The organism is Gordonia polyisoprenivorans, from assembly GCF_017654315.1.
Lineage (GTDB): Bacteria > Actinomycetota > Actinomycetes > Mycobacteriales > Mycobacteriaceae > Gordonia > Gordonia polyisoprenivorans_A.
This window is the reverse complement of record NZ_CP072203.1, coordinates 1,789,215-1,814,315: the sequence shown is the minus strand read 5'-3', so window position 1 is coordinate 1,814,315 and position 25,101 is coordinate 1,789,215. Positions and strand designations below refer to the sequence as shown.

The 25,101-nt window shown below is 66.4% G+C and carries 19 protein-coding genes; 6 read left to right on the top strand and 13 right to left on the bottom strand.

The features are described 5' to 3' along the window. The 3 genes from J6U32_RS08225 (at position 1) to J6U32_RS08215 (ending at position 3,372) form a co-directional block, all read left to right on the top strand. Positions 1–339, top strand: coding sequence for a hypothetical protein (locus J6U32_RS08225; RefSeq protein WP_208794606.1), 339 nt, complete (start codon positions 1–3; stop codon positions 337–339). Further along, positions 336–2,627: a hypothetical protein gene (locus J6U32_RS08220; RefSeq protein WP_208794604.1), complete on the top strand. Its 2,292-nt coding sequence runs from the start codon at positions 336–338 to the stop codon at positions 2,625–2,627. Before J6U32_RS08225 ends, J6U32_RS08220 begins: the two co-directional genes overlap by 4 nt. 79 nt (positions 2,628–2,706) lie before the next feature. Further along, on the top strand, positions 2,707–3,372 hold the full coding sequence (locus tag J6U32_RS08215) for a hypothetical protein (RefSeq protein ID WP_208794602.1): 666 nt from the start codon (positions 2,707–2,709) through the stop codon (positions 3,370–3,372). A 15-nt stretch (positions 3,373–3,387) separates the two neighbouring features. Here J6U32_RS08215 and J6U32_RS08210 read toward each other — a convergent pair whose 3' ends face one another. Continuing rightward, positions 3,388–4,767, bottom strand: coding sequence for a mechanosensitive ion channel domain-containing protein (locus tag J6U32_RS08210; protein ID WP_208794600.1), 1,380 nt, complete (start codon positions 4,765–4,767; stop codon positions 3,388–3,390). Further along, complete coding sequence (locus J6U32_RS08205) at positions 4,764–6,908, bottom strand: adenylate/guanylate cyclase domain-containing protein (RefSeq protein ID WP_208794598.1); 2,145 nt, start codon at positions 6,906–6,908, stop codon at positions 4,764–4,766. The genes J6U32_RS08210 and J6U32_RS08205 overlap by 4 nt, the downstream gene beginning before the upstream one ends. A gap of 209 nt (positions 6,909–7,117) precedes the next feature. On the opposite strand from J6U32_RS08205, the gene J6U32_RS08200 reads away from it, so the two are divergent. Continuing rightward, a complete protein-coding gene (locus J6U32_RS08200) occupies positions 7,118–8,182 on the top strand; it encodes a PrsW family glutamic-type intramembrane protease (RefSeq protein WP_208794596.1) in 1,065 nt (354 codons plus the stop codon). Positions 8,183–8,320: 138 nt separating this feature from the next. Here the strand turns inward: J6U32_RS08200 and J6U32_RS08195 are convergent, their stop codons facing one another. Genes J6U32_RS08195 through J6U32_RS08180 form a run of 4 tightly spaced genes read right to left on the bottom strand, consistent with a single transcriptional unit; the run spans position 8,321 to position 12,667 of the window. Beyond that, positions 8,321–9,985: a tetratricopeptide repeat protein gene (locus J6U32_RS08195; protein ID WP_208794594.1), complete on the bottom strand. Its 1,665-nt coding sequence runs from the start codon at positions 9,983–9,985 to the stop codon at positions 8,321–8,323. Positions 9,986–10,013: 28 nt separating this feature from the next. Next, the gene (locus J6U32_RS08190) at positions 10,014–10,796 is read right to left on the bottom strand and encodes a GntR family transcriptional regulator (protein WP_208794592.1); all 783 of its coding nucleotides are present in this window, start codon (positions 10,794–10,796) and stop codon (positions 10,014–10,016) included. Beyond that, positions 10,796–11,590 (bottom strand): 3-oxoacyl-ACP reductase FabG, encoded by a 795-nt coding sequence (fabG, locus tag J6U32_RS08185; RefSeq protein WP_208794590.1) that lies wholly within the window; start codon positions 11,588–11,590, stop codon positions 10,796–10,798. The genes J6U32_RS08190 and fabG overlap by 1 nt, the downstream gene beginning before the upstream one ends. Positions 11,591–11,644: 54 nt before the next feature. Further along, positions 11,645–12,667, bottom strand: coding sequence for a phosphotransferase enzyme family protein (locus J6U32_RS08180; protein ID WP_244332701.1), 1,023 nt, complete (start codon positions 12,665–12,667; stop codon positions 11,645–11,647). 298 nt (positions 12,668–12,965) lie between these two features. Between J6U32_RS08180 and J6U32_RS08175 the strand changes: the two genes are divergently transcribed. After that, positions 12,966–14,537 (top strand): APC family permease, encoded by a 1,572-nt coding sequence (locus tag J6U32_RS08175; RefSeq protein WP_208794588.1) that lies wholly within the window; start codon positions 12,966–12,968, stop codon positions 14,535–14,537. Between the two features lie 41 nt (positions 14,538–14,578). Then, on the top strand, positions 14,579–15,895 hold the full coding sequence (locus J6U32_RS08170) for an aspartate aminotransferase family protein (RefSeq protein ID WP_208794580.1): 1,317 nt from the start codon (positions 14,579–14,581) through the stop codon (positions 15,893–15,895). A gap of 1,353 nt (positions 15,896–17,248) precedes the next feature. On the opposite strand, the gene J6U32_RS08165 is transcribed toward J6U32_RS08170, so the two are convergent. From J6U32_RS08165 to J6U32_RS08135, 7 genes are all read right to left on the bottom strand, one after another. Then, complete coding sequence (locus J6U32_RS08165) at positions 17,249–18,226, bottom strand: hypothetical protein (RefSeq protein WP_208794578.1); 978 nt, start codon at positions 18,224–18,226, stop codon at positions 17,249–17,251. A 42-nt stretch (positions 18,227–18,268) separates the two neighbouring features. Further along, entirely contained in the window at positions 18,269–19,603 is a 1,335-nt protein-coding gene (locus J6U32_RS08160) for an NtaA/DmoA family FMN-dependent monooxygenase (RefSeq protein ID WP_208794576.1), read from the bottom strand. Between the two features lie 59 nt (positions 19,604–19,662). Beyond that, entirely contained in the window at positions 19,663–20,436 is a 774-nt protein-coding gene (locus J6U32_RS08155; RefSeq protein ID WP_208794574.1) for an ABC transporter ATP-binding protein, read from the bottom strand. Beyond that, positions 20,433–21,350 (bottom strand): ABC transporter ATP-binding protein, encoded by a 918-nt coding sequence (locus tag J6U32_RS08150; protein ID WP_244332699.1) that lies wholly within the window; start codon positions 21,348–21,350, stop codon positions 20,433–20,435. The genes J6U32_RS08155 and J6U32_RS08150 overlap by 4 nt, the downstream gene beginning before the upstream one ends. Then, the gene (locus J6U32_RS08145; protein WP_208794572.1) at positions 21,347–22,960 is read right to left on the bottom strand and encodes an ABC transporter substrate-binding protein; all 1,614 of its coding nucleotides are present in this window, start codon (positions 22,958–22,960) and stop codon (positions 21,347–21,349) included. Before J6U32_RS08145 ends, J6U32_RS08150 begins: the two co-directional genes overlap by 4 nt. Before the next feature lie 74 nt (positions 22,961–23,034). Then, the gene (locus J6U32_RS08140) at positions 23,035–23,952 is read right to left on the bottom strand and encodes an ABC transporter permease (protein ID WP_208794570.1); all 918 of its coding nucleotides are present in this window, start codon (positions 23,950–23,952) and stop codon (positions 23,035–23,037) included. Further along, on the bottom strand, positions 23,952–25,064 hold the full coding sequence (locus J6U32_RS08135) for an ABC transporter permease (RefSeq protein WP_208794569.1): 1,113 nt from the start codon (positions 25,062–25,064) through the stop codon (positions 23,952–23,954). The genes J6U32_RS08140 and J6U32_RS08135 overlap by 1 nt, the downstream gene beginning before the upstream one ends. Between the last annotated feature and the right edge of the window lie 37 nt (positions 25,065–25,101).

Here is a 25,101-nt window from a genome sequence, read left to right as displayed (position 1 = left end):
ATGACTGTGGCAGCAGATCTCGACAGATTGCGGTCGCTCGGAGGTGAATTACACGGTCTGGCGGGTGCGGCGATGATATTGCCGGCCACGTCCGGGCAAGACGCCGTCAGCGCGGCCCGCCCGGGTCTGGTCAAGGCCGTCGACGAGGCGCTCGACATCGCTCACGCCGTCGTCTCCGGTGTGCTGATACCGGGAATCCGGGAGCGGCTCAGCGAAACCGGTGACGTGATGATCAACGTGGCGCGGCAGTTCGAGGCTTCCGATGAGCAGAACGCGGAACAGATCGCGGCGCTCTACACCGCGGCGACCGGCGAGTGGGATGTGACGGACCCGGCATGATCTGCTCGCTGACGAAATCCGAGGTCCTCGCCTACGACGCGTCGGCACTGCTCGACCTCGCCGGGGCCTGGACGACGATGGGTACGGGTATCGAGGACCTGTTCACCCGCTACCGGTCCACGGTCGCGATGAACAACGGCACCCACTGGACCGGCGCTGCCGCCGATGCCGCGGTCGCTCGCGCCGAATCCGATCTGCGGGCTTCGCGTACCGCCGCCCAGACGTTGACCGATCTGGCCGATCGAGCGACACAGGGGTATTGGAGTATCGACGCCCCGCTCCGGCGTGCACGCGCCGCGATCGCGACCGCCGAGGCGTCCGGGTTCACGGTCGACGAGCACCTCACGGCGCACCCACGCGCCGCCGGTCCGATGACAGTGGCGATCCGGGATGCGATCGTTGCCCACACCCAGGCGATCACCAGCGCCGTCGCCGATGTGATCACCGCCGACACCGACGTCCGAAACGGCCTCGCGGGCATTCGATCCGGTCTCATCTCCGGATTCACCAGTGCCGACTCGATCGGCAGCACCGAGGGCGGCGTCGACGGCCGAGCACTCGCGACCGATCCGTCGACGCTGTCGCCGGAGGCGTTGCGCCGACTCGTCGAGGCCGGAAGGCTCGATCCGCAACAAGTCACCGCACTCGAAGCCGGAGCGCCGGTGACCATTTCGGCGTCACACATGGAGTACATGAACACGCTGTTGCGGGGACTCGACGGGAAGTCACCGCAAGAAATCGAAGCCATCCTGGGTGCCCTCCCACCCGAAGCCCAGAGCGGGTTGGTCAACATCATGCAAATCTCGTCGCATCACGATGTGACGGCAAGTGTCACCGGCGATCCGGAGGTTCCGACGACCGGCGGCCTGGCCGTCCTCCCCGCGCAGATGCGCGCCTCGCTCACGCGCAAGGATCTCCTCGTCTTCGGGACGAAGAGCACTCCGGGACTCCCTGGTTCCAGCGTGGGCGGCAACTCCTACAGCCTGAACGGGGTCGCCGACAATCAGGCGATCAGCCGCATCGTCGGCATGGGCGAGCGGCAGTACGGGATGGGCACCGACCTCGACCACGCGCTGATGCACGCCACGAAGACCTATCTGCACGGACAGGTTCTCGCCGAACAGGATCCGAACAATCCGTCGTACACCGTCGACGGCCGTGGCCGCATGCGCGACGAGTCACTCACCACGGGAATGATCGGGGCGCTCTCGTCCGACACGATCGCCATCAACGCCGCTGTCGCCGACCCGCAGACGGGCATGCAGTTCGTCACCGACGTCCTGACCCACCAGTGGGATGACGACGGCCGTAATGCCGCGCTGATGTTCACCTTCGCCGACACCGAGATGCGCGTCGAGAACGCCGACGATCCGCTTGACGTGATCCGCGCGACCCGGGCCGGCGACATCATGGAGTCAGTGGCCCGCGCCACCGCCAGTGATGCTGCATGGAAACTGATGTCGGCGATCCCGGGCACCGACGGGCAATCCCTCGGCGAGGTGAACCCGGCACTGGTGCGCGGCCTGGCGCTCAGCATGGGTGAATACCTGCCCGATCTTGTTGGCACAGACGAGCATCCGGGGTTCGATGTCAAGAGTCTCGATCGAGACACGTTGCGGGGCGCGTCGAACATCATCGCCGCCCTGAACACCGATCCACAGGCCGGCGAGGCCATCAACAGCCGCGTCATGCTGACGCAGCTCGAGCTCGAACGCGACTTCGGACAGAACCCTGACGCCAACGAAAAGCTCATCACCGCAGGGCGTCTGGAAGGAATCGTCGATCGTGGGATCAAGCTGGCCACCCTCGACGAATACGGCCGCGAGGCCGCAGCCGAAGCCTATCAACGCAAGTCCGAGTCCGTTGACCAGATGTTCACGCTGCTGTCCACCGCGGGTGGGTATGCGCCGTTCGGCGAAGACGCCACCGGTCTGGCCGACGCCACCGGCCTCACCGGGCGACTCAAGGACCTGCTGATCGGTCCACCGACCGATACGTCGGTCACGATCAACCCCGACGGGACCGTGGCCCATCTCCACGGCGACAACAGCAACACCGCCTTCTACAACGTGCTCAGCGGAGTCGGTCCGCTGCCTCCGCACGTGGCCGCGGCTTACACAGACTTCGTCGATCCCGAGAGCGGGTGCATCAAACCGTATGCGGTGATCGCGAACGGCGAGAACGACGTTGCCGTCACCAGCGGGCTGGCGGCGATGATGCGAGCCCTCGCCGGCGAGGACGCGATCGCCGACTTCATCGCCGGCTACGGAAAGGTGATCGTCGAGTAGGTCAGTGAACATGAACAGTATCGAGAGTCGAGTCTCCTCGAGTAGATTCAGACCACCGCCGCTCCACTGAGGAGGCACCATGTCGATACGCCGAACGGCCACAGCCACTGTGGTCGCACCGATCGTGGCTGCGACCGCCGGGCTCGCCGCGGTGGTGGCCACGGGAGCGCACCGCCGGCTCGGCGCAACGGCTGCCGAAGCCCGGGCAGCGTTGCCAGGCGACGACCTCCTGCCGGGCGCGCAAGTGCAGAACGACCGCGCGTGCACCATCGCGGCGCCACCGTCGGCGGTGTGGCCGTGGATCGCCCAGCTCGGACAGAACAAGGCAGGCTTCTACTCATTCGAAGGGCTGGAGAACCTCGTTGGCTGCCAGATCACCGGCGCCGACCGCATCCATCCGGAATGGCAGGACGTGGCCGTCGGCGACCGATTCACACTGCACCCCGACGTCGCCCTGCGCGTGGCCGAGGTGCAACCCGGACACGCGCTCGTCGTGTCCTCCCAGGGCGCGGATGCCCCGGGCGACATGGACTTCGAGACCACCTGGGTGTTCTGCCTGAAACCCGTCACCACCACGACCGGATCGTCCGCAACCCGCCTGCATCTGCGGGAGCGTTACGCCACGAGCAACCGCGCCACGCGGGCCATCATCGAGGTCACCGGCGTCATCAGCGCGGTGATGACCTGGCGGATGATGACCAACCTGCGGGCCCTGGTCGGCCGAAGCGTCGATGCCCCAAGATGATTCCGGTCGTCGGCCTCAGCCCCGCGCCTGCGCCGCGGCCTCCCGCCGCTGGTCGATGACCGCTCCAAGACGGCGCGCGAGCTCGGGATGCTCACGCACGGCGGTCTCCACCACCTCACGCGGTATGGCGATCACCGCGGTCTGGGTGACGGCCAGCGCCCGAGTGAGCACCGGCTGACGGGTCAAGGTGGTGACGCCGAGGAAGTCGCCCTCGGACAGTTGCGCCACGGGTAAGGTCTCGCCGCGCGCGTCGACGACGAGATCGACGGTGCCGTCGATGATCACCAACAGTGCACCCGGAATCTGTCCGACCGGTTGGACGGTCTCACCGGCGGCGTGGCGCAACATCTGCGACGCCGCCGCCAGCGGCTCGGCGGACTGCACCGGGATGCCGAGGCTCACCGCGATCCGACGGACACCGGTGACGGTGGGTGGTTCCGGGTAGACGTACTCGGCCTCGTCGAGGTGCAGCCCGTGACGCCTGGCGGCGTACCACACGCGTTGGCAAAGATCGGCTTTGACTCGGCCGGCGTCGGCGGGCCCGCTGATCGGCAGTGTCACCCGGAACTCGCCAGCGGCGTCGGCGCGGACCGTCGGTGCGGCGTCGGCGGTGGCGATCTCGGCGGCCACGGCCATGAGCATGGCGCACACCTCGTCGGGACGATCGTTGACGGCAAAGGTCAACGTCTGCGCGGTGGTGTAGCGGGCGCCGGTGGTGCGGGACAGGTTCTTGAACGACTCGGTGGCCAGTTGCGCGTTGGGGATGATCTGCAGACCGGTGCCGGTATCGATGTGTACCGCACGCCAATTGACCTCCACCACACGCCCGCTCGCGGCAGCGGTCTCGAGCCAGTCACCGATCTTGAACGGCTGCTCGAACAGCAGGAACAAGCCTGCGATCACCGGCCCCACGGCACCTTGCAGCGCAAGGCCGATGACGATGGAGGTCACACCGAGCGCGGCGAACAAGCCACCGATGTTGGTGCCCCACACCGTCGATAGCAGAACACCCAACCCGATGACCACCAGGATCAAACGGGCGATGTCGATGAAGATGCCCGGCATCCGGTCGCGCCACGTTCCCGGTTCCGGGTTGCCGAAGAGCACGGCGTCGATACCGTACAGCAGCAGCATGATCACCGCGAACCCGAAGACGGTTGCCACGATTCGGGTGAACGTCACATCGACGTCGGCGCCGTCGATCTCACGCAACAGAAGCCATAGGGCGAGAACCGGAATGACGAATCCACGCAGCCACGCGACCGGTCGGGCAAAGGCGCTCTGCCGTCGCGACAGCGCACCATGGAGCTCACCGAGCAGGATCAGGCTGATCGGTAGTCCGACGACGATGACGACCGCGGGCCAGAACCAACTCTGCCCGGTGATGCCACTCATCGCGCGGCGTCCTCGTCGAGAGCCCAGACGGGTTGGCCATCGGCGGTTCCAGCTTCGGTGAACGGGTAGATCGCGGCGAGGGCTTCGTGGACCCGATCGCTGACGAAGATGCCCGGCGATCCGGTGACCCCGTGCACCCGGTACGCCAATTCGAGTGCTTCACCCCATAATTCGTAGACCATGGACTTGCTGCCGACGAGTCCGGCCGAGACCGGACCGGAGTCGATGCCGGCGCGTAGGGCGAATTCGGTACCGAACTGGGCGTTGAGACGCCGCACGGTCTGCTCGACGTCGAGGGCGAAGCGGATGCTGCGGTCGATGTGGTCCACCCGTGAAACGGTCAGCCCGCAGCAGGTGAGGAATCCGCCGCGCAGGGTCTGGACGCGTTCGAGGCCATGGGCGCGCGCGGCGGACTCCACGCTGTCGGCGAATGCCGAGCGGATGGCGACGGCGTCGTCGGCGGGCAGAGCGTTGGTGTAGTCGTCGAGACCGGCGAGCTCGGCGAACACCACCGTCACGTCGCGATGGTCCTCGGTGATCTGGGTTTCGCCCTCACGATAACGTTGCGCGACGGTCTCGGGCATGAGGGTGGCAAGAAGTTCGTCGTTCTCCTCGCGCTGCTTGTCGATGAGCGCCTGCTTGGTCTCCAGACTGCGGCTCATCGCGTTGAACGACGCTGCCAGATCACCGAGTTCGTCGCGGCTGCGCAGGGCGACCGTGCCACCGTAGTTGCCGGCACTCACCTCACGCGCGGAGGCGTTGAGGGTCCTCAGCGGTCGGGTGAACACGCGCGCCAGCAGCAACGACAGCAGGCACACGATGACCACGATGGCCGCGGTGGCCAGCGCGATGTTGCGGGCGAAATCGTCGACCGGGGCAAGTGCCTCGTCGGTGGTGATGGTCGCCACCAGCACCCAGTTGAGGCCGGCGATGCTGACCGGCCGATAGGCGGTGAGTACCTGGTTGCCGAGATAGTCGGTGGTCTCGGTGAGTCCGGTCTTGTTGGCGAGCGCGGTCGTGGCCGCACCCGAAACCGGTTGCAGCAGAACCGGATTATTACTGGCCACGATGCGGTCGGCAACGCTCGCGGGGGTGCCGGCATCGATCACCTCGGAGCGGTAGCGCTGCGGGTCGGTCACGAGCATGCGTGAAGTGGAGCGCATCAGATGATCGGAGCCGACGAGGAAGGTCTCACCGGTCTCACCGAGCCCGTCCTGTGACCACTGGCCGTCACCCGTCATCACCGCGTTGATCCCGTCGAGCGGGATCTGCACGGCCATCACCCCCTCGACGTCGTTACCCGCGCCGACCGGGGAGAGCACCCATGCCACCGGCTTGCCCAGTGCCGGTGGGTAGAACGAGAAGTCGGTGACCACGGTGGAATCGGCGGAGGTGGCGCTGAGAGCCTTGGCGAATCCGGCGGCCAGCGTGCTGCTCTGGAAGGGACCCGAGCGCAGGTCGGTACCGAGATCGACGCCCTTGTAGGCGCTGTAGACGACGCGGCCCTGCCGGTTGATGAGCAGGGTGTCCTCGTACTCGAAGCGTGTCGTCAGATCCTGGAAGTAGGGCTGGTTGCGGGCATGTACCTGCGACCACTGGCTCGCATCACCGGCCGACTGCACCGCGATCGCCTTGTCCCAGTCACCGGCCGGCGGAACCGTGTACCTGGACTGCAGGTAGGCCTGCGCCGGATCGGTCGGGAGGAACATCGCCGGGTCGACGGTGCTGCCGGTCGCCTTCTGCAGCGTCGGGGCGAACACCGTGCGGTAGTAGTCGGCCAGGCCTGCCTGATCGGCGGACGAGAGTGCCGGCGGGTCGGATTCGAGCTGGTCGAAGGCGGCGCTGAAGTCGCGGGTCGCGGCGATGACGGTCTGCCCGTGGGACACGGTCGCGACGGTGTCGGTGGTGGTGCGGAAAAAGGTCTCGATCTGCGAGGCCCGCGACTCACGGACCTGAGTGAGGTTGTCGTTGACCGACTTACGCAACGACGACGTCCCCGACAGGTAGCCGATGATGCCGCACGCCACCACCGAGGCGACCGACACCGTGAGCAACATCACCAGGAGCTTCGACTGGATACTCAGGGACCGTGCGCCCCATCCGCGTATCCGAGCACCGATACCGTTCGACGCAGCCGCCACCGGGCCACCTTTCCAGCTCAGGCCCCCGCCACTTCACAGAATGCGTCGAGCATATCGGCGGTGAGCCCGATGCGCAGTTCGATTGCCCTCATTGCGGAATAGCAGGATTCCGCGCGCACCGGACATTCCCTCGTTTGGAGGAATACCTCCGCAGAACGCGCAGCACCGTGCGAGAATCACTGTCACTCGTGCGACGAAAGCAGACCACCTTGACAAACTCGCTGGTACCGCCGCCCGGCTGGTATCCCTACGGTGCCGCATCGACCACCGCACGCTGGGACGGAATGGGATGGACCGGCGAATCCACGTCTGATTCCTCGGTATCCTCGCCACCTGCGTGGCATCGCCGTCCGTGGCGTTTTCTGACACATCAATGGTTCTGGTGGATCGTCGCCGGAATGGTGGTCGCCATCGGTTTCGGAATAATCGGCAATTCGGGTTCCGGGCATTGGTGGGTGTGGCCCGCGGCGATCGGCGTCGTGCTGGTGATGACGGGCATCGTCACACTCCTCGCGCCACATCTGCGGTTCACCGAGCTCAGTCGGCTCCCCCTGACGATCGTCGTCGGCGTGGTGTCGGGGGCGGTGGCGATCGGCGTCGCGACGGCCATCGAGGGGCTCCTCGAACCGCACCTGCACCTGCCCTTCGCGGTCGACCTGTGGCTGTCCGGGCCCATCGAGGAAACCTGCAAGATCGCGGTGCCGCTGATCCTGTTGATTTGCGCACGTTCGGTATTCGGCGACCCTCGGCGTGGGGTGCTGATGGTGCTGATCAGCGGGTCGGTGTTCGGCATCGGCGAGGCCATCCAATACATGGGTGGCGGCAACGGCACCAACTCGCATCTGCTGCAAGCGGTCACGCGTCCGCTCACCGAGATCGGACATCCGCTGTGGGCCAGCATCGCCGCCGCAGCCATCTGGCTCGGAGCACACCGATCCGGGCGGGTGCTCACCAAGATCGGCTTCCTCGGATGGCTCACCGCTGCAGTGCTGCACTCGGTGCACGACGGCATCGGATCATTCGGCCGGCACGGGTCGACCAACACCGTCACCGACCAGGACTTCACCCTCACCGACGTGGTTCAGGAGGGCGTGGCGCTCAACGTCTTCTCCATCCTCGTCGCCGTCGTCTCCTACCTGATCCTGCGCCGTGTGCTGCGCGAACTCGTCCCCCCGACCGCAATCGCCACCAACGCGCCGCGCTGGCGGCCCCGGCTCGTGCAGTGGGGTGTGCCGGAGGGGCGGGTGACGCCGGTGGGGTCGGCGGCGGGCTGAGTGGGCGAAGGTCACCTCGACCATCGGAGGAAAGGGCCACCGGTATCGGCAAGCGGCTCACCGCCCGATGGTCGAGGTGCGAGCCGCGTGCGGCGAGCCTCGAGACTGCCTGTGCCGAAGCTGGTTTCGGATCGCCTCCTACACCGACCACCGGCACAGACATGACGCGACGACGGGGACGTCGGCGACTGTTTGGGCGAATTCGAGTTGCTGCCGGATATTCTCGGCGTCCCCATGGTGACCGAGGCGGGTCAGGCACTCGTGGTATCCGTGCAGCGCCCAGATGTTGCCGGGGTGACGCAACGGCCGCGGAAGGGTGTCGTCGAGGCCGAGATCGGCGCGGTACACCGCGGCCGCTTCGGAGACGTGATCCTGCTCGAGCAAGAGTGCACCGTAGGCGTGCCGGGTGGGTTGCATCCAGCCCCACGGCTCGTCGTAGGGCAGGGTGTCGTCGAGTTCGATGGCTCGTCGAAGATGCGCGAAAGCATTGTCGTGGTTTCCCTTACGGTACTCCAGCTCACCGTCGAGCATGGCCCCGGCGACGGCGAGGATGTCGCTGCAGGTGTTGTTGAACAGCGTGCGGGTCGGGGCAACGCGGCTGAGGGCCGCGATGAACCGCTCACGCTCGCGCTCGGCGTCGTCGACGTGCCCGAGCGCCGAATGGGCGACGCCCTTGCCGTAGTGGACCATTGCGGTCGTCGCGCAGTAGAGGTCGGGGTCGGCGGGTAGCGCCCTGTTGATGAGGTGCTGCCATCTGCCGAAGCGGACGTCGACGTGGATGCCGACGCCGAGGAATCCCTCGAGCCAGTCGGCCATCGGCGGATTCTCCTCGCGCAGCAGCTCTTCGGGGATCGTGGCCTCAAGCCGCGCCGCGACGTCGAGCGCCACCTGTAACTGCGCGGAGAACATCGCACCGTACACCTGAAAGTGATAGTCGTGGCAGCGGTATAGGGTGTAGAAGTTCATCGGGCCCTCGCGGCGCAGGAACTTCTCGTCGGCGAGCACGGCGCGGGCATTGGAGGTGACCACGCGTCGGTAGTCGCCGCACAGTACGTCGAGATGGGTGGGCATGTGCTGCAGGTGCCCGGCGTCAGGGACGAGGTCACGCAGGGCATCGGCGTGGGCGAGGCCCGACTCCGGACTCGCCGACATCTCGACCAGATGAATGTACATGTGCAGCAACCCCGGATGTGTCGCACCACCCGGTAACTCGAGGGCGGCATCGAGCACCTGCTGCGCCTCGACGGCATGTGAGCCGGGTGCCGGCTCGCCGGTCCGGATGTCCCATAGTTCCCACGGCGTGAGGTTCATCAGGGCGTCGGCGAACAGTGCGGCGACGTCGAGATCCTCGGGGAAACGTCGGTGGACCTCGCGCATCGCGATCGCGTAATCGTGGTTCCACACGCTGCCGGTGTCTGCATCGCCGGCAGGACCGTCGAGCGAGGCAGCCGGATAGCGGAACTGCAGGGCGCCGATGAGCGCCGCCTCGACGGCCGTCGCCGACGACGCCAGCTCTTGCGCCCTGGTCACCGCCCGGTGGGATCGTGCGACGGTATCGGTGAGGTCGTCGGCGTCGAAGAACTCCCATGGTTTGTTGTAGTTCGGTCCCAGTGCATAGGCGATGCCCCAATGGGCAAGCGCGCAAAGGGGATCGGCGGCCAGGGCGCGCTCGAAACAGGCAACCGATTCCTCGTGATTGAAGCCGTAACTCCAGATCAGGCCGCGATCGAACCACAGTTGCGCGTCCGGCGACGTGGTGGTCACCGCCCGGGTGTAGCTGCCGAGGTCGTAGTAGTCGTCCATCTGTCGCTCCTCATCGCTCGCCGCACCGCTACACACTCACCACCCGCTCCACCAGGCCGTCGGCGGCCAGGCTCTCACGGCCGACGACGGTGTTGGTGGCCGCGACCAGCCGCACCCGATCGGCGCGGAACAGGTCGTTGCCGTACTCGAAGGGCTGTCCACGCTGGTCACGGGTGACCCGGCTGACCGCGAGCAGCGGCCGATTCCGCGGGATCTGCAACCAGTGCGCCTCCCGCGGATTGGCCATCACCACCTCGATGGTCTCGCATGCCGTCGTCGGACGGAACCCATAACGCTCGTCGAGAAGCGAATACAGTGATCCCCCGAGTGGCTGGTCCAGCAGATCGGGCACCAGTCGGGCGACGACGCAGGCGGTGTCGACGGACAGTGGCACGCCGTCGGCGAAACGCAACCGCCGCACGAGAAGGACCTCGTCGCGTTCGTCGATGTCCAGCGATCGCGCCTCGACCATGGTGGGCGGGCGCCGTTCGGTGGCCAGCACCTGCGATCGGCTGGTGTGCCCACCGGTGAGCAGCCGCTCGGGCAGGCTGCTCAGTTCGCCCGCGACACGTTCGACCACTCCGGCGCGCACGAAGATGCCGCCGCTACGCCCTGGACGGCGTTCGACGATGCCGGCTTGGGACAGGGTGAGCAGGGCACTGCGCAACGTCGACCGCGACACCGAGAATGCCTCGGCCAGATCACGTTCGGAACCGAGTCGCGAGCCCGGACCCATCTCACCGCGCCCGAGCATGGCGAGGATGCGGCGTCGGACGTCCTCGGCGACCGGGCCGCCTTTCGTCTCCTCCATCAGGAGGTCGCGGAGTCGAGGGACAGCACCGCTTCCGGGGTTTCGGGCAGCACCTGTCCACCGTCGACACTGATCGCCTGACCGGTGATGTAGGCGGCCTCGTCGGTGGCCAGAAATGCGGCGAGATATCCGATGTCGTCGGGGCGGCCGAGGGTACCCGCAGGGATGCTGCGAGTCATCGACGCGATGTAGTCCTCCCCCATCTCGACGAGCCCTTCAGTCAGGATATTGCCCGGCAGAACCGCATTCACGGTGATGCCGTGTGGCGCGAGCTCAACGGCGGCGGTCCGCATGAAACCGAGTTGCGCAGCCTTGGAGGCACCGTAATGCGACCACCCGGGAAAGCCGGTGAGCGGACCGGTGATCGACGAGGTGAGGATGATCCGGCCCGCCGACGAGGCTCGCAAACCGTCCAGACAGGACTGCACCGTGTAGACGGTGCCCTTGACGTTGACGTCGAGAACCTCGTCGAGTTGCTGCGGGGTCATCGTCGCCAGCGGCGCTTCCGGAAAGATCCCGGCGTTGGCGCACACCACGTCGATGCCGTCGAATGCGTCGATCACTGTGCCCGCCATGGCTATACAGGATTTCGGATCGCACACGTCGGCTATGACCCCGATCACTCGTCCGGTGCCGAGCGCGTCGAGCTCGGCCGCGCAGGTAGCGACCTGCTCATCATTGCGGGCGACAACGGCGACACTCGCGCCGGCGCGGGCGAACACCGACGCGATACCTTTCCCGATCCCCTTGCTGGCTCCGGTGACCACCACGGACTTACCCGCGAGCGAGAACATCGGCTACTCCTTTCGCTCGCCACCCGGGACGAGGGTTGTTCGAGAAAACAATCGTCATACCAACTGACACGGCTCGGCCAACCACGTACGATCTCGGCAGTAGCGGTCGGCGATCTCCGCTGTGCCCGAGACGAAGTCGCCTGCGGCCAACGCGGAGTCGGCCTCCGGATGGCTGCCGATCCAAGCGGTGAGCATGACGCGGCGCAGCATCACAAAGGTCGGGATCATTGCGCGATGCTCGGCGTCGAGTGCCCGCACCGACCGGTAACCGCACACCCACTCGCCGATCATCGTCTCGGCCTGCGGAGTGTGTTCAACGAAGGAGACCACCGCGCCGAGATCGGCGAGATACCAGGACCATCCGGAGTCGTCGAAGTCGATGACGGTGATCGTTGCGTCGTGCACCATGAGGTTGGCAAGCCGGAGATCGGCGTGCACGAGTCCGAAGCGGTCGCGGCCCATACCGTAGGCGTCGAGCCGGGCCGAGAGCGTGTCGACCGCGTGGCCGATCCGGATCTGTTGATCGCGGGTGAGACCGGGTGCGGCACGCCAGTCACCCCAACGCGCTTGCGGACCGAGCGTGGCGTCGAGATCCCATCGGAATCGGGTGAAACCGGCCGGCATCCGCCAGGTTTCGACATGCTCGTGCAGCTGGGCGGTGATCACCCCGAGGTCTCGGAAACCGACGTCGGCGGTCGGGGCCTCGCCATTGACGCCCTCGACGAACTCGAAGGCACTGACGAAGCGCCTCTCGGCCCCGAGTTGAATCGGCGTCAACAGTGAACCATCCAGCCCAGCAACCACTCCCGGCGTGGAGATCGGCGTCGACTCGGCGAGCGCCGCCATCCACGCCAGCTCCGACTCGATGGCCTCACGCGAGTGATAGCCCGGTCGGTGCACGCGCATCACCAGCTTCCGGCCGTCCTGGTCAAGAAGAAAGGTGCCGTTCTCGCTGATGCTGAGCAGCCGCACATCCGCCCTGTCGAACCCGTACCGCGGTGCCGCCGCCACCGCGAACGCACGGTAGCCGTCGGCGAGTTCGGTCCGCTCACGTATCTGAGCCGTCGCCTCCTGCATCGGCTCAGGATGAGCGAACCCGCGGTCTTCAACAACCGGAGAACAGACCAAATAGTGAGCACTTCACCGAATCGTTTCATCAACCCGACATCGGCAATCTACGTGTAACACACGTTGTCTCCGCGGCGATCTCAGCACTTGACCAGCGCCGACTCGTGTGCCAATAATTCGTGATCGTGTCGATCGACCTCGTGCACGACAACCTCCAATCGGTCCGGTCATCACAGTCGCTAACCAGACCAATTCGACTCCCAGCCCTCGCCCTGCCACCAGGCAGCCAGTTGCGAAAGACCCTCAGATGAGCGACACCGTCGATTCCTCACCCACCTCTACGACACCCACCGACGCGAGCGCCGTCCAGCGACTCAAACCCAACGCCGTCGGGCTCGTCGGCGTACTGTTCATGGCGGTCGCCACCGCTGCACCAATCACCGCCATGGTCGGCAACGTGCCGATCTCGGTCGGATTCGGCAACGGCGCCTATGCGCCGGCCGGATACATGGTCGCCACCATCGTGTTGACCCTGTTTGCGGTCGGCTATGCGGCGATGTCACGTCACATCACCGCCACCGGCGCGTTCTACGGCTACATCTCGCACGGGCTCGGAAGAATCGTCGGACTGGGAGCGGGATTCCTGACGGCGTTGGCGTACATGGTGTTCGAGGCATCGTTGGTGGGCATCTTCTCGTTCTTCGGGGAGGATCTGCTCAACACGTTCTTCGGTGTGCACATCCCGTGGATCCTCCTGGCGTTGGCGATGCTCGCCGTGAACGCCATCCTCAGCTACTTCGACATCAACCTGGCCGCCAAGGTGCTGGGCATCCTACTGATCACCGAGATCGCCATGCTGACGCTTCTCGCGGTGTCGGTCCTCGCCACCGGCGGCGGACCACAAGGCTGGTCATGGGGATCGCTCAACCCACTCAACGGCTTTCACAGCCTGAGCGGCATAGTCACCGGCGCCGGCGGATCACCGATCGCCGTGGCCGGATCGGCCGGCGTCGGACTGTTCTTCGCGTTCTGGTCATGGGTGGGCTTCGAGTCGAGCGCGATGTACGGCGAGGAGTCCAAGGACCCGAAGAAGATCATTCCGATCGCGGTGCTCAGTTCGGTGATCGGCATCGGCGTGTTCTACGTGCTGGTGTCCTGGTTGGCGATCGTCGGCACCGGACCCGACAATGCCGTAGCCCTGGCTCAGGATTCGAACACGGCCGGCGAGATATTCTTCCTACCGGTGCGTGAGCACCTCGGAGTGTGGGCCGTCGACATGTTCCACATCCTGCTGATGACCGGATCGTTCGCGTGCGGCTTGGCTTTTCACAACTGCGCGGCCCGCTACATCTACGCGATCGGCCGTGAGGACGTCATCCCCGGCATGCGCAAGACGTTGGGCGCGGCGCACCCGGTGCACGGCTCACCGCACATCGCCGGATTCCTCCAGACCGGAGTCGCGACCGTGATCGTGGTGTTCTTCGCCGTCACCGGCCGCGACCCCTACACCGGGCTGTACGGTTTGATGGCGTTGCTCGGGACGACTGCCATCATGATCGTCCAGGCACTCGCAGCATTCGCAGTCATCTCGTATTTCCATGTGCAGAAACAGCATCCGGAGACCGCCAACTGGTTCCGAACACTGGTCGCCCCACTGCTGGGCGGGCTGGGCATGCTGTACGTGATCTATCTACTCGCGAAGAACGCGTCGTTCGCCGCCGGTACCGCGTCGACCGACTGGGTGTTCCATGCGATCCCGTACATCGTCGGCGTCGTGGGTATCGGCGGGATAGCGCTGGCGGTGATCCTACGGGTCCGCTCCCCGCGCCGATACTCCCAACTCGGGCGGGTCGTCCTGCAAGAAGCCCACGAACGCTGAACACCACCCAACCGCTCCACCATCCGAAAGGCACGGCGATCGTGGGCTACTCGAACATCATGGATTCCAACAGTTTTGACGGAACCCAACCCGTCGATCCCACGATCGCCGAGCTCATCACCGACCGCGAGCGAGTCCTCGGACCCGCCTATCGACTGTTCTACGACGATCCGGTACATCTCGTCCGCGGTCAAGGCACCCGGCTGTTCGACGCCGACGGCCGCGAGTATCTCGACGCCTACAACAACGTTGCCTGCGTGGGGCACGCCCATCCACGGGTCACCAGCGCCGTCGCAGAGCAGATCGGCACCCTGAACACCCACACGCGATACCTGCATTCGGGAATCGTCGACTATTCGATCAGGCTGCTGGAGACGTTGCCCGGCGGGATCGATCAGATCATGTTCTGTTGCACCGGTTCCGAGGCCAACGACCTCGCCCTGCGGGTGGCCGCACAGTACACAGGGGCACGCGGGGTGATCATCACCGCCAATGCCTACCACGGCAACACCGCTGCGGTGACCGAGATCTCGCCGTCACTGAGCTCGACCATCGGCGTCGGCGAGCACGTCCGGACCGTGCCCATCCCCGACACCCACGTGCTCACACCGGTGGATGCGGCACAGTACTTTGCCGCAAACGTCGCCGCGGCCGCCGCAGATCTACAGCGGGCCGGCTTCGGGGTGAGCGCGCTGATCGTCGACACGCTGTTCTCCTCCGACGGGATCTTCGTCGACCCCCGTCTGCTCGGACCCGCGGTGGCAGCGGTCCGTGCCACCGGAGGTGTATTCATCGCCGACGAGGTGCAGCCCGGATTCGGACGGACCGGCGCAGGAATGTGGGGCTTCGACCGGCACGCGGTGGTCCCCGACCTCGTCACCATGGGCAAACCCATGGGCAACGGCATTCCCGTGGCGGCAATGGCCGCATCGTCGAGAGTGCTCGCGCCCTTCGCGACGGCGGTCCCCTACTTCAACACCTTCGGTGGGAGTCCGGTGGCGGCAGCGGCCGCCACCGCAGTGCTCGACATCATCGAGGAGGACAAGCTCATCGAGAACGCAGCCACCGTCGGCGGCGAACTCCTCGATGGCATCCTCGACGTCACCCGTGACGACGAGAGGGTGGGTGACGTGCGCGGCAGCGGACTGTACATCGGCGTCGAGATCGTCGCCGACGAGCGCACCCGCAGCCCGGACCGCGTATTCGCCCGACGCCTCGTCAACGATCTTCGTCGTGAAGGCATCCTGATCTCGGTGTGCGGAGCGGACTCGAACGTACTCAAAATCCGCCCACCACTGGTGTTCTCGTCCGCCGACGTCGACTGGCTGTGTGCGGGGCTGGGGAGGGTGTTGGGGTGAGGGGCGTTTTCGTCTCACCGGGTCTCGAGGCCCTCGCCCCAGCGGGGGGAAGGGCGCGGCTGCGATCGGGGGATCATCATCCGATGGTCGAGGTGCGAGCCGCGTGCGGCGAGCCTCGAGACCGCCTGCGCCGAAGCTGGTTTCGTCAGTTCGCGGTGGTTGCGGAAACATTCGACTCACCGGGTCTCGAGGCCCTCGCCCTGGCGGGCTCGGGCACCTCGACCATCGGGGGGTAAGACGCGGCCGCGATCGGGGGGAAGGGCGCGGCTGCGATCGGGGGATCATCATCCGATGGTCGAGGTGCGAGCCGCGTGCGGCGAGCCTCGAGACCGCTTGCACCGACGCTGTTTTCGTCGGTCAACGTGGCTGCGGAAACATTCGACTCACCGGGTCTCGAGGCCCTCGCCCTAGCGGGCTCGGGCACCTCGACCATCGGGGGGGTAAGACGCGGCCGCGATCGGGGGGAAGGGCGCGGCTGCGATCGGGGGATCATCATCCGATGGTCGAGGTGCGAGCCGCGTGCGGCGAGCCTCGAGACCGCTTGCACCGACGCTGTTTTCGTCGGTCCGCGTGGCTGCGGAAACATTCGACTCACCGGGTCTCGAGGCCCTCGCCCTGGCGGGCTCGGGCACCTCGACCATCGGGGGGTAAGACGCGGCCGCGATCGGGGGGAAGGGCGCGGCTGCGATCGGGGGATCATCATCCGATGGTCGAGGTGCGAGCCGCGTGCGGCGAGCCTCGAGACCGCCTGCGCCGACGCTGTTTTCGTCGGTCAACGTGGCTGCGGAAACATTCGACTCACCGGGTCTCGAGGCCCTCGCCCTGGCGGGCTCGGGCACCTCGACCATCGGGGGGGTAAGACGCGGCCGCGATCGGGGGAAGGGCGCGGCTGCGATCGGGGGATCATCATCCGATGGTCGAGGTGCGAGCCGCGTGCGGCGAGCCTCGAGACCGCTTGCACCGACGCTGTTTTCGTCGGTCCGCGTGGCTGCGGAAACATTCGACTCACCGGGTCTCGAGGCCCTCGCCCTGGCGGGCTCGGGCACCTCGACCATCGGGGGGTAAGACGCGGCCGCGATCGGGGGGAAGGGCGCGGCTGCGATCGGGGGATCATCATCTGATGGTCGAGGTGCGAGCCGCGTGCGGCGAGCCTCGAGACCGCCTGCGCCGAAGCTGGTTTCGTCAGTTCGCGGTGGTTGCGGAAACATTCGACTCACCGGGTCTCGAGGCCCTCGCCCTGGCGGGCTCGGGCACCTCGACCATCGGGGGAAGGGCGCGGCCGCGATCGGGGGACGATCACGGGAAGGCGTGACCGCCATCCGCAGGGAAGGCGCGATCGGGGGAAGGTGTGGCCTATGCGGAGCGGCAGGCGGGCGGGCTGATCGGTTCGGTGATGACCACGCCGTGCTCGGCGGACATATCCAGCTGACGCAGGATCGAGGCCACGTGGTCGGGAGTCCAGGTTGGTCGAGCGGAGTGGGTGAGCGAACGCCAATCAGCGTCGCGCAGGTACAGGACGACGTCGGTGTCGCCGGCGATCGTGCTGATCAAGGCGGCGTCGAGCCGGTCGCGGCAGTCACAGCCGAGCGCGCCGAAGGTATCGGCCACCGGGCATTCGCGGTGCACCACCACCCTCATCGGACCGGCATTGTCTGCACGCGCACCGCAGGCGAGTAGCGCGAGGTGTTCGGCACGGTCGGCGCCCAGGGTGAAGCCGATGCCGCGGAACTCGCCGTGCGGCAGCGGAAGCCGCACGTGCACCGCGGTTCCCACCACGCCGTCATCCGCAGCTGTCAGAACATCGTCGTCGACAACGCACACGTCGCAGCCGAGATCGCCTGCGATCTCGCGGAGTTCGCTCCCCCGGGCCGGCTCTCCCGGATACCTGCGACTGCCGAGCCTGCTCACGACGACCGCATCGGATTTCCAGCGTCGGCGACCGACGATCAGGGCGGCACGGTCGGACCACGGACCGTCGTGGCGCTCGCCGTGACGGACCCTCACGTAACCGTGTGTCGAGAACCGCACGTCGCTCCCACCGCCGGCGATGGCGCTGATCGTCGCGGCCCGGCCTCGCACGGTATCGGTCTCCCCCGACTGCACGAGATCGATCATGACGCCGGCGATGTCGAGGGAATGGACGCCGGCCACGGCGGACATGATCTGCTGCCACCGCACATCGGTCACCACGACGCTGACGCTGCCGGTCCCCACGGCACCGACACCCATCAGCGTCTGCGCCGACACCTCACCGGCGTCGACGACGAGATGACCGCCGCCGGTGGCGTCGTCGTCGGCGACGACCACGACCGCGTTCTGCCCGACATCCATTCCCTCTCCCTCCTCACAGCGGCTGGACCACCGCCGACCGGCTCAGAACGCGCGCAGATTCTCCTTGAGCGTGGAGCCGGTGTATTCCTCCCGGATCAGTCCGCGGCGCCGCAGCTCGGGTGCGAGACCGTCGGCGACCAACGCGAAGTTGTGGCGGGTGGTCGGCAGGTAGAACAGGAATCCGTCGCCGCCGGCCTCTTCCATGATCTCGCCCATCTTCGCCGCGACCGTCCCCGGAGAGCCGATCAGTCCCATGTCCTTGACCTGGTGGCTCTTGGCGACCACCTCACGCAGCGTCTCGTCCTCGTGACCCTCGAAGAGTTCCTTGATGGAGGTGTACTCCCCGTTCTGCTTCGACAGATCGATGTCGCGAATCTTGGTGTCGGGATCGATCCCACCGAAATCGATACGCCCACCGGACGTGTAGGACATGTTCCACAGGTTGTATTCGATCGCCTTGTCCGACGCCCGGGCCGCCTGATACGCCGCATACTGTTCCTGCGCTTCGGCGTCAGAGGCGGCGATGGTGGGTGTGGCGATGAACAAGAACTTGACGTCGTCGGGGTTGCGACCCAGTGCCGTCACCCGAGACCGCATGTCCTCTCGATACTTTCGTGCGGCCTCGGCGTCACGGACGATCGCGATCTGGGTGTCGTCGTAGGCTGCGGCCAACGCGCGGCCGGCGGGTGAGCTACCGGCCGAGCACACCGGGGTGGTGCGCTGCGGGCCGGGAATGGTGTTCAGCGGTCCACGGCACTTGAAGTACTTGCCCACGAACTCGATCGGCGTGACCTTGGTGTGATCGGCGTAGACGCCGCCGTACGGGTCGGCGATGACCGCGTCGGGCTCCCACGATTCCTGCAGCTGCTTGACGACGTCGATCCACTCCATCGCCATGTCGTAGCGCTCGTCGTGCTCGAGATGCCGCTCGTATCCGAAGTTCTGGGCGACCCGATCGGTCACGCTGGTCACCACGTTCATGCCGACGCGGCCCTCGGTGAGGTGATCGAGGGTGGTGAAGGCACGGGCCGCGAGGTACGGCGGGTACTGGATCGTCGACACGGTGGGAATGATCCCGATGTGCCGGGTGGCCTGGGTCATCAACGGCACCAACGGCATCGGGTCGTTCTTCGGCGCCATGAACCCGCGGCGCAGTGAGGTCTCCGCGGACTGCTTGTAGGAGTCCTCGACCATGGACGTGTCCTCGATGAGGATGTAGTCGAAGCCGGCGCGTTCGAGGCTGCGTGCCATGTCGATGTAGATGTCGGGGCGCATCCAGTCGGTCGCGTTGGAGCCGATCCACGGGCCGTCGCCGTTGGCGGGACTCCATGCGTGGATTCCGAATCCGTCTCCGAGGAACCATCCGAGATGAAACATTGCCTACTCCTTTACTTCTGCGGTGTGTGGTGGGTGCCCGGTCGGGGCGACGAGCGAGATCATGCGGCGCTCATGTCGATCCGCCGGTAGGACTCGACGAGTTGTTGGGTGTACGGGTGCTGCGGATGATTCAGAACCGTGGCGGTCGAACCGGATTCGACGATCGTCCCGGCGTTCATCACGAGCAGCTGCTCGGTGAGGAAACCGGTCGCCGGCAGGCCGTGGGAGATGAACACCAGACCGAGGGAATGGGTGCGCACGTAGCCTTTGAGGAGGTTCAGCACCACCGCCTGCGCGGAGATGTCGAGTGCACTGACGGCCTCGTCGCACACCAGGATCTCCGGGCGCACCACCAGTGCCCGCGCGATCGACAGTCGTTGGCGCTGACCACCGGAGAGCTGATCGGGGTAGCGATCCAGGAGTTCGGCGTCGATGCCGAGTTCGTCGACGATCTCCTCCACCGCGGTGTCGGCGGCCCGTCGGTCCATCCCACCGAGCAATTCGGCGGGCCGCCGGACTGCGTGGCGCACGCGGTGGCGCGGATCGAACGTTGTGGTGGTGTCCTGCGCGACGAGCTGAACGGTCTGCAGATACTCCGTGCGTCGCGTCCGCCACTTCAACAGATCGGCGAGATCGTTGCCGTCGACGAGCACCTGACCGGCACTCGGCTCGGACAGGCCGACGATCATCCGGCCCAATGTGGATTTGCCCGAGCCACTTTCGCCGACGATCCCGGTGGCGACACCGGAGGCGAACCGTGCGTCGACACCGTCGAGTGCGCTCACCCCGCCGTAGCGTTTGGTGACGCCCACCAGTTCGATGGTGGTGCTCATGCGACCATCTCCGCTCGGATGAGGTCGTCCACGGTGGGCAGCCGGTCGCGGTCGCACGACTGAAGCGTCGGCATGCACGCGAACAGCCCGCGGGTGTACGGGTCGGTGGCGTCGGTGACGTGATCGGGATCGAGGTGTTCGACGATCCGCCCGGCGCGCATCACCAGCATCCGGTCGCAGTACCTGCGGGACAGCGGCAGATCGTGGGAGATGAAGACCAGCGCGGCTCCTTCGTCGGCGGCCAGACCGGTCAGCAACTCCATCACGGTGATCGCCAGGGTGACGTCGAGCGCACTGGTCGGCTCGTCGGCGATGAGCAGTTCCGGCTCACCGGCCAGGGCGATTGCCATCATCACCCGCTGGCGCATGCCGCCCGAGAGTTGTTCGGGCAGAGCGCCCATGACGCGCCTCGGATCAGTGATCCCGACCTGCCGCAGCCGCTCCTCGGCGATGCCGCGCCGCGCTCGCCGCGACCCGTGCCTCGCCGACGGCAGTACGGCCAGGAGCTGGCTACCCACACTCCACACCGGGTCGAGGCTGCTCATCGCGTCCTGGAAGATCATCGAGATCCCCTCCCGGCGTACCGGAATGCGCTTGGCGGGCGCGTCGAGCAGCGAACGGCCCATGCAGGTCAGTGTGGTTGCGCTGACGGTGCCGGCCTCTGGGCTGATGAATCCGCCGATCGCGTTGGCGATGCTGGACTTTCCCGATCCCGACTCGCCGACGATCGCGAGGCGTTCACCGCGCCGGACGGTGAAGCTGGTCGGCTCCACCTTGACCGCACCGTGGTAGGCGACGGTGAGGTCGGCGACCTCGAGAACCGGCATGTCGGGTCGGGCTTCGGCGATATACGTTGTGCCGGAGTCGGTGTGCGGCGTGTCGGCGGCCAGGCGGGGTGCGTGATCGAGTGTCATTGTTCGAGCTCCGAGTAGTCGATGACGTTGTCGGTGCGGAACACATAGCCCTTGAGGTTGTTGGCGAATGCGTTCAGCGGCTGGACGTATCCGACGTAGACCGTCGGCATCTGGTCGGCGAGGATGCGGGTGGCGTTGTTCCATTGGGTCCACGCCGCCGTCGAGAGCGGATCCCCGGCGGCGTTGCCGGCGGCGATGGCGTCGTTGAGCGGTGCGTAGTCGAAGTCGGGCCAGTTGATGGGCGATCCGGGGGTGTAGAACAGCGACAGCACATACGGCGGCGACTGGACGACGGCGTAGTCACGGCCCATGGACGCCTGGAAGGTCTTGTTGGCCAAGCCCTCCTGGAACACCGCGGAGTTGACCTCGTTGATGGTGACCTCGAATCCTGCACTGGCGGCTGCGGTTTGAATCTGGACCGCGGTCTCCTCCAGGTCGGGCACGGCGTTGTTGACGGTCAGTGCGAACTTGACCGGTGTGCTGATTCCCGCGTCCCGCAACAGTTGCAGGGACCGTTGCGGGTCGGTGCTGTTGGGCTGCAATCCGGACGCGTTGTAGCCGGGCAGCGTGCCGTTGAGGATCGACGTCAGCGGGCCCAGGCGACCGTGATAGACGTTCTTCATGATCGACTCGTACGGCACCGCCGAGGCGAACGCCCGCCGCACCGCCGGATTGTCGAACGGCGCCTTGGTGGTCAGCAGCGGGATATAGACGTAGGCGTTGGTGGGCACGGTGAACACCTGCGCGGCGTTGGCCTGCTGGAGCGCGACCTGATCGGCCGGCCGCAGCTGCGTCGCGATGGACGCGCCGCCGCTCTTGACGAGGTTGCTGCGCTGGCCGGGGTCGGCGACGACGCGTTGCACGATGCGCTTGACCTTGGGTGCGCCGAGCGCGAATCCCGGATTGGCTTCATAGACCATCTGCTGGCCGGGGGTGTAGTCGGTGAGCTTGTAGGCACCGAACCCGAAGCCGGCGTTGGTCTTCGACCATTCGACGCCGTACGGGTCGGCGGCGGTGGCGTGGGACTTGAGGACCTTGGCGTCGTAGATGGTGTACGGCGTGTTCGCGAGGAGCGAGAGCAGCGTGAAACCGAAACCGGGGTCGGCGATCGAGATCTCGACAGTGGCGTCGTCGATCTTGCGGACCTGGGTGTCGGGGTCGGTGAGGACGGGTTTGCTGATGAACGGGATGATGCTGGTGTCGACCTTGAACTTGCGCTGCAAGGAGAAGATGACGTCGTCGGCGTCGAGGGCACTGCCCGCCACGCTCTTTGCCGCGGTGTTGAGATGGAAGGTGTAGACCTTCTTGTCGGCGCTGACGTCGTAGCTCTTGGCCAGCTCCGGCTCGAATTCGAACAGCTGCTGGTGGGCGGCCATCCCGTTGTCGCCGGCGACGTAGGGGTTGCGGATCAGCGTGGCACCGGTGTTCATGAAGAACTCCGCCGACTCATACCCGGTGGCACTGGTCTCGTAGCTGAAGCTCTGCGGCTGAGCGGCCGTCACCAGGACCAGGCCGCTCTCCTCCGAGGACCCACCGCCGCATGCGGTGAGCACCATCGCCGAGGCGAGCATGGCGGTCAGGCCGAGTACCACCTTCTTGGGAATCTTCATCTCAGAACTACTCCGTTTTCTCTCAACAGGGATATGACGCAACGTGATTCGTGGACTCTGGTCGGTGTGGGAGGTCAGCGGCGGCGAAGGGCGCCTGCCGCGGTGGTGAACGTCGAGGCGGCCCAGACGGCGTAGGCGAGGGCCAGCGCCGGGAACAGGGCGGGCCACCAGCGGCCGACGGCGGCGTCGGGTGCGCCGGAGGAGAGCATGTTGCCCCATTCCGCTTCGGGGAGTGGGATACCGACGCCGAGGAAGCCGAGCCCGGCGCAGAAGATGATCGCCATGCCGAAGATCGCCGAACTGTTCTCCAGCATCGGCCCCCACGAGTTGGGGATCACGTGTCGAAGCACGACGCGCAGTTCGGATTCGCCGCTCATGCGGGCGGCGGTGACATAACCGTCGGTGCGGGTGCGCATCACCTCGGTGCGCATGAGCCGCGCCTGGAACGGCATCACCACGATGCTCAGTGCGATCGTGATGACGACGGCGTTGCGGCCGAAGAACGACACGATCACCAGTCCCGCGATCATCACCGGCAGCGCCTGGATGAGATCGATGAGACGTCCGACCGTCGAGGCGAGGAACCCGCGGACGCCCGTCGAGGTCGCGTACATCCCCGAGAAGGTGCCGATGAGCACCGCCACCGCGGTCGCGAGGACGGTGACCGCGATGGCGATCATGACGTCGAGGCGGAAGCCGGTCAGGGTGCGGGAGAACACGTCGAAACCGTTGGAGTCGGTGCCGAACAGGTGCGCTCCCGACGGACCGACCGACGGTGGGCCGACGACCATCGTCGCCGATTGCGGCGCGAGCAGCGGTCCGATCACCGCCAACAGCACGAGCACGCCGAAGGGCAGAAATCCCCAGTAGCGACGCAGGATTCCCGTGGCGGCCGCGGTGGTACGTCGACTCTCGGTGGCGGCCGGGATGACGAGATCGGCGGTGGCGTGGGTGCCGGTCGTGGGTGTGACAGTGGGGTCGGCGGCGGTCATCAGATCTCCTGGTTTCGGGCGGAACGGCGTCGCGGGTCGAGGAGGCCGGTGGCGATGTCGGTGAGGAAGTAGGCGGCCAGACACAGCCCTGCGGTGACGACGAGGAACGAGCGCAGGGCGTAGACGTCGGAGGCCTTGACCGCGTCGACGGCGTATTGGCCGAGGCCACCGAGGCCGAACAGCGATTCGAGCACCACCGCCCCGCCGAGCAGGAGCCCGAAGACCATGCCCAGCATGGCGACCGCGGTCGGCAGGGCGCGACGATAGATGCTGAGCAGTACCGTTCGACGTGGGGCGCCGGAGGCGATGCGGAAACGTGTTGCCGGGCTGTCGATCTCCTTGTCCAGGGACAGGATCAGGGTCTTGACGAGGATCGCCGAGTGCGCCACGACCATCACGACGACCGGTAGGAAAAGGTGGGCCACATAGGAACTCGCGGCCGGCATGTCACCGGCGATGAGTGCGTCGAGGATCGGGAAGCCGGTGACCTGCGGCGGTGGCATCAACAGCGGGTCGAGCCGTCCCGACGGCGCAGGCACCCAGTGCAGCGTCGCGAAGAAGATGAACAGGAATGCGATGCCGATGACGTACTCGGGGACGGCTCCGGCAGCTCGGGCGTAGCCCCGCACGGCGCCGGCGATGAGGTTCTTGGGCCGTGTGACAACGAAATACGAGAGTACAAGGCTCACCAGCGCGCCGAAGAACAAGCCTGATCCGACGAGTTCGATGGTCGCCGGTACGCGGGTGGCCATGTCGTCGGCGACCGGCCGGCCGGTGGCGATCGAGCTTCCGAGATCGAAGGTGGCGAGTCCGTGCAGGTAGGTCCCGAACTGCGAGATCCAGGAATCGTTGAGGCCGTAGCTGTCTCGTGCGGCCTCCAGTGCCGCCCCGGACAGCTGACCACCCGAGGCGGACACGAGCGGATCGCCCGGGATCATCTTGACGAGAAAGAACGCGAGGACGACGAAGATGAGGAAGTTGACGATCGCCGTGCCCGCCGCACGTGCGATCCACAGGTTGGAGCGCAGGCGTGCGATCACTGCCCCGGAGACGTCGCGCGACGGCGCATTCTCGTGCGTCTCAGTGATGACGATGGTGGTTTCGGCGGTCACCGGCACCCTCCCGATTGATGTTGCCAAGGACGATGCG

Excerpts from the sequence above, each read along its gene's own strand:
- J6U32_RS08225 (WP_208794606.1), top strand. The coding sequence starts at position 1 with ATGACTGTGGCAGCAGATCTCGACAGATTGCGGTCGCTCGGAGGTGAA.
- J6U32_RS08220 (WP_208794604.1), top strand. The coding sequence starts at position 336 with ATGATCTGCTCGCTGACGAAATCCGAGGTCCTCGCCTACGACGCGTCG.
- J6U32_RS08215 (WP_208794602.1), top strand. The coding sequence starts at position 2,707 with ATGTCGATACGCCGAACGGCCACAGCCACTGTGGTCGCACCGATCGTG.
- J6U32_RS08210 (WP_208794600.1), bottom strand. The coding sequence starts at position 4,767 with ATGAGTGGCATCACCGGGCAGAGTTGGTTCTGGCCCGCGGTCGTCATC.
- J6U32_RS08195 (WP_208794594.1), bottom strand. The coding sequence starts at position 9,985 with ATGGACGACTACTACGACCTCGGCAGCTACACCCGGGCGGTGACCACC.
- J6U32_RS08190 (WP_208794592.1), bottom strand. The coding sequence starts at position 10,796 with ATGGAGGAGACGAAAGGCGGCCCGGTCGCCGAGGACGTCCGACGCCGC.
- fabG (WP_208794590.1), bottom strand. The coding sequence starts at position 11,590 with ATGTTCTCGCTCGCGGGTAAGTCCGTGGTGGTCACCGGAGCCAGCAAG.
- J6U32_RS08180 (WP_244332701.1), bottom strand. The coding sequence starts at position 12,667 with ATGCAGGAGGCGACGGCTCAGATACGTGAGCGGACCGAACTCGCCGAC.
- J6U32_RS08175 (WP_208794588.1), top strand. The coding sequence starts at position 12,966 with ATGAGCGACACCGTCGATTCCTCACCCACCTCTACGACACCCACCGAC.
- J6U32_RS08165 (WP_208794578.1), bottom strand. The coding sequence starts at position 18,226 with ATGGATGTCGGGCAGAACGCGGTCGTGGTCGTCGCCGACGACGACGCC.
- J6U32_RS08160 (WP_208794576.1), bottom strand. The coding sequence starts at position 19,603 with ATGTTTCATCTCGGATGGTTCCTCGGAGACGGATTCGGAATCCACGCA.
- J6U32_RS08155 (WP_208794574.1), bottom strand. The coding sequence starts at position 20,436 with ATGAGCACCACCATCGAACTGGTGGGCGTCACCAAACGCTACGGCGGG.
- J6U32_RS08150 (WP_244332699.1), bottom strand. The coding sequence starts at position 21,350 with ATGACACTCGATCACGCACCCCGCCTGGCCGCCGACACGCCGCACACC.
- J6U32_RS08145 (WP_208794572.1), bottom strand. The coding sequence starts at position 22,960 with ATGAAGATTCCCAAGAAGGTGGTACTCGGCCTGACCGCCATGCTCGCC.
- J6U32_RS08140 (WP_208794570.1), bottom strand. The coding sequence starts at position 23,952 with ATGACCGCCGCCGACCCCACTGTCACACCCACGACCGGCACCCACGCC.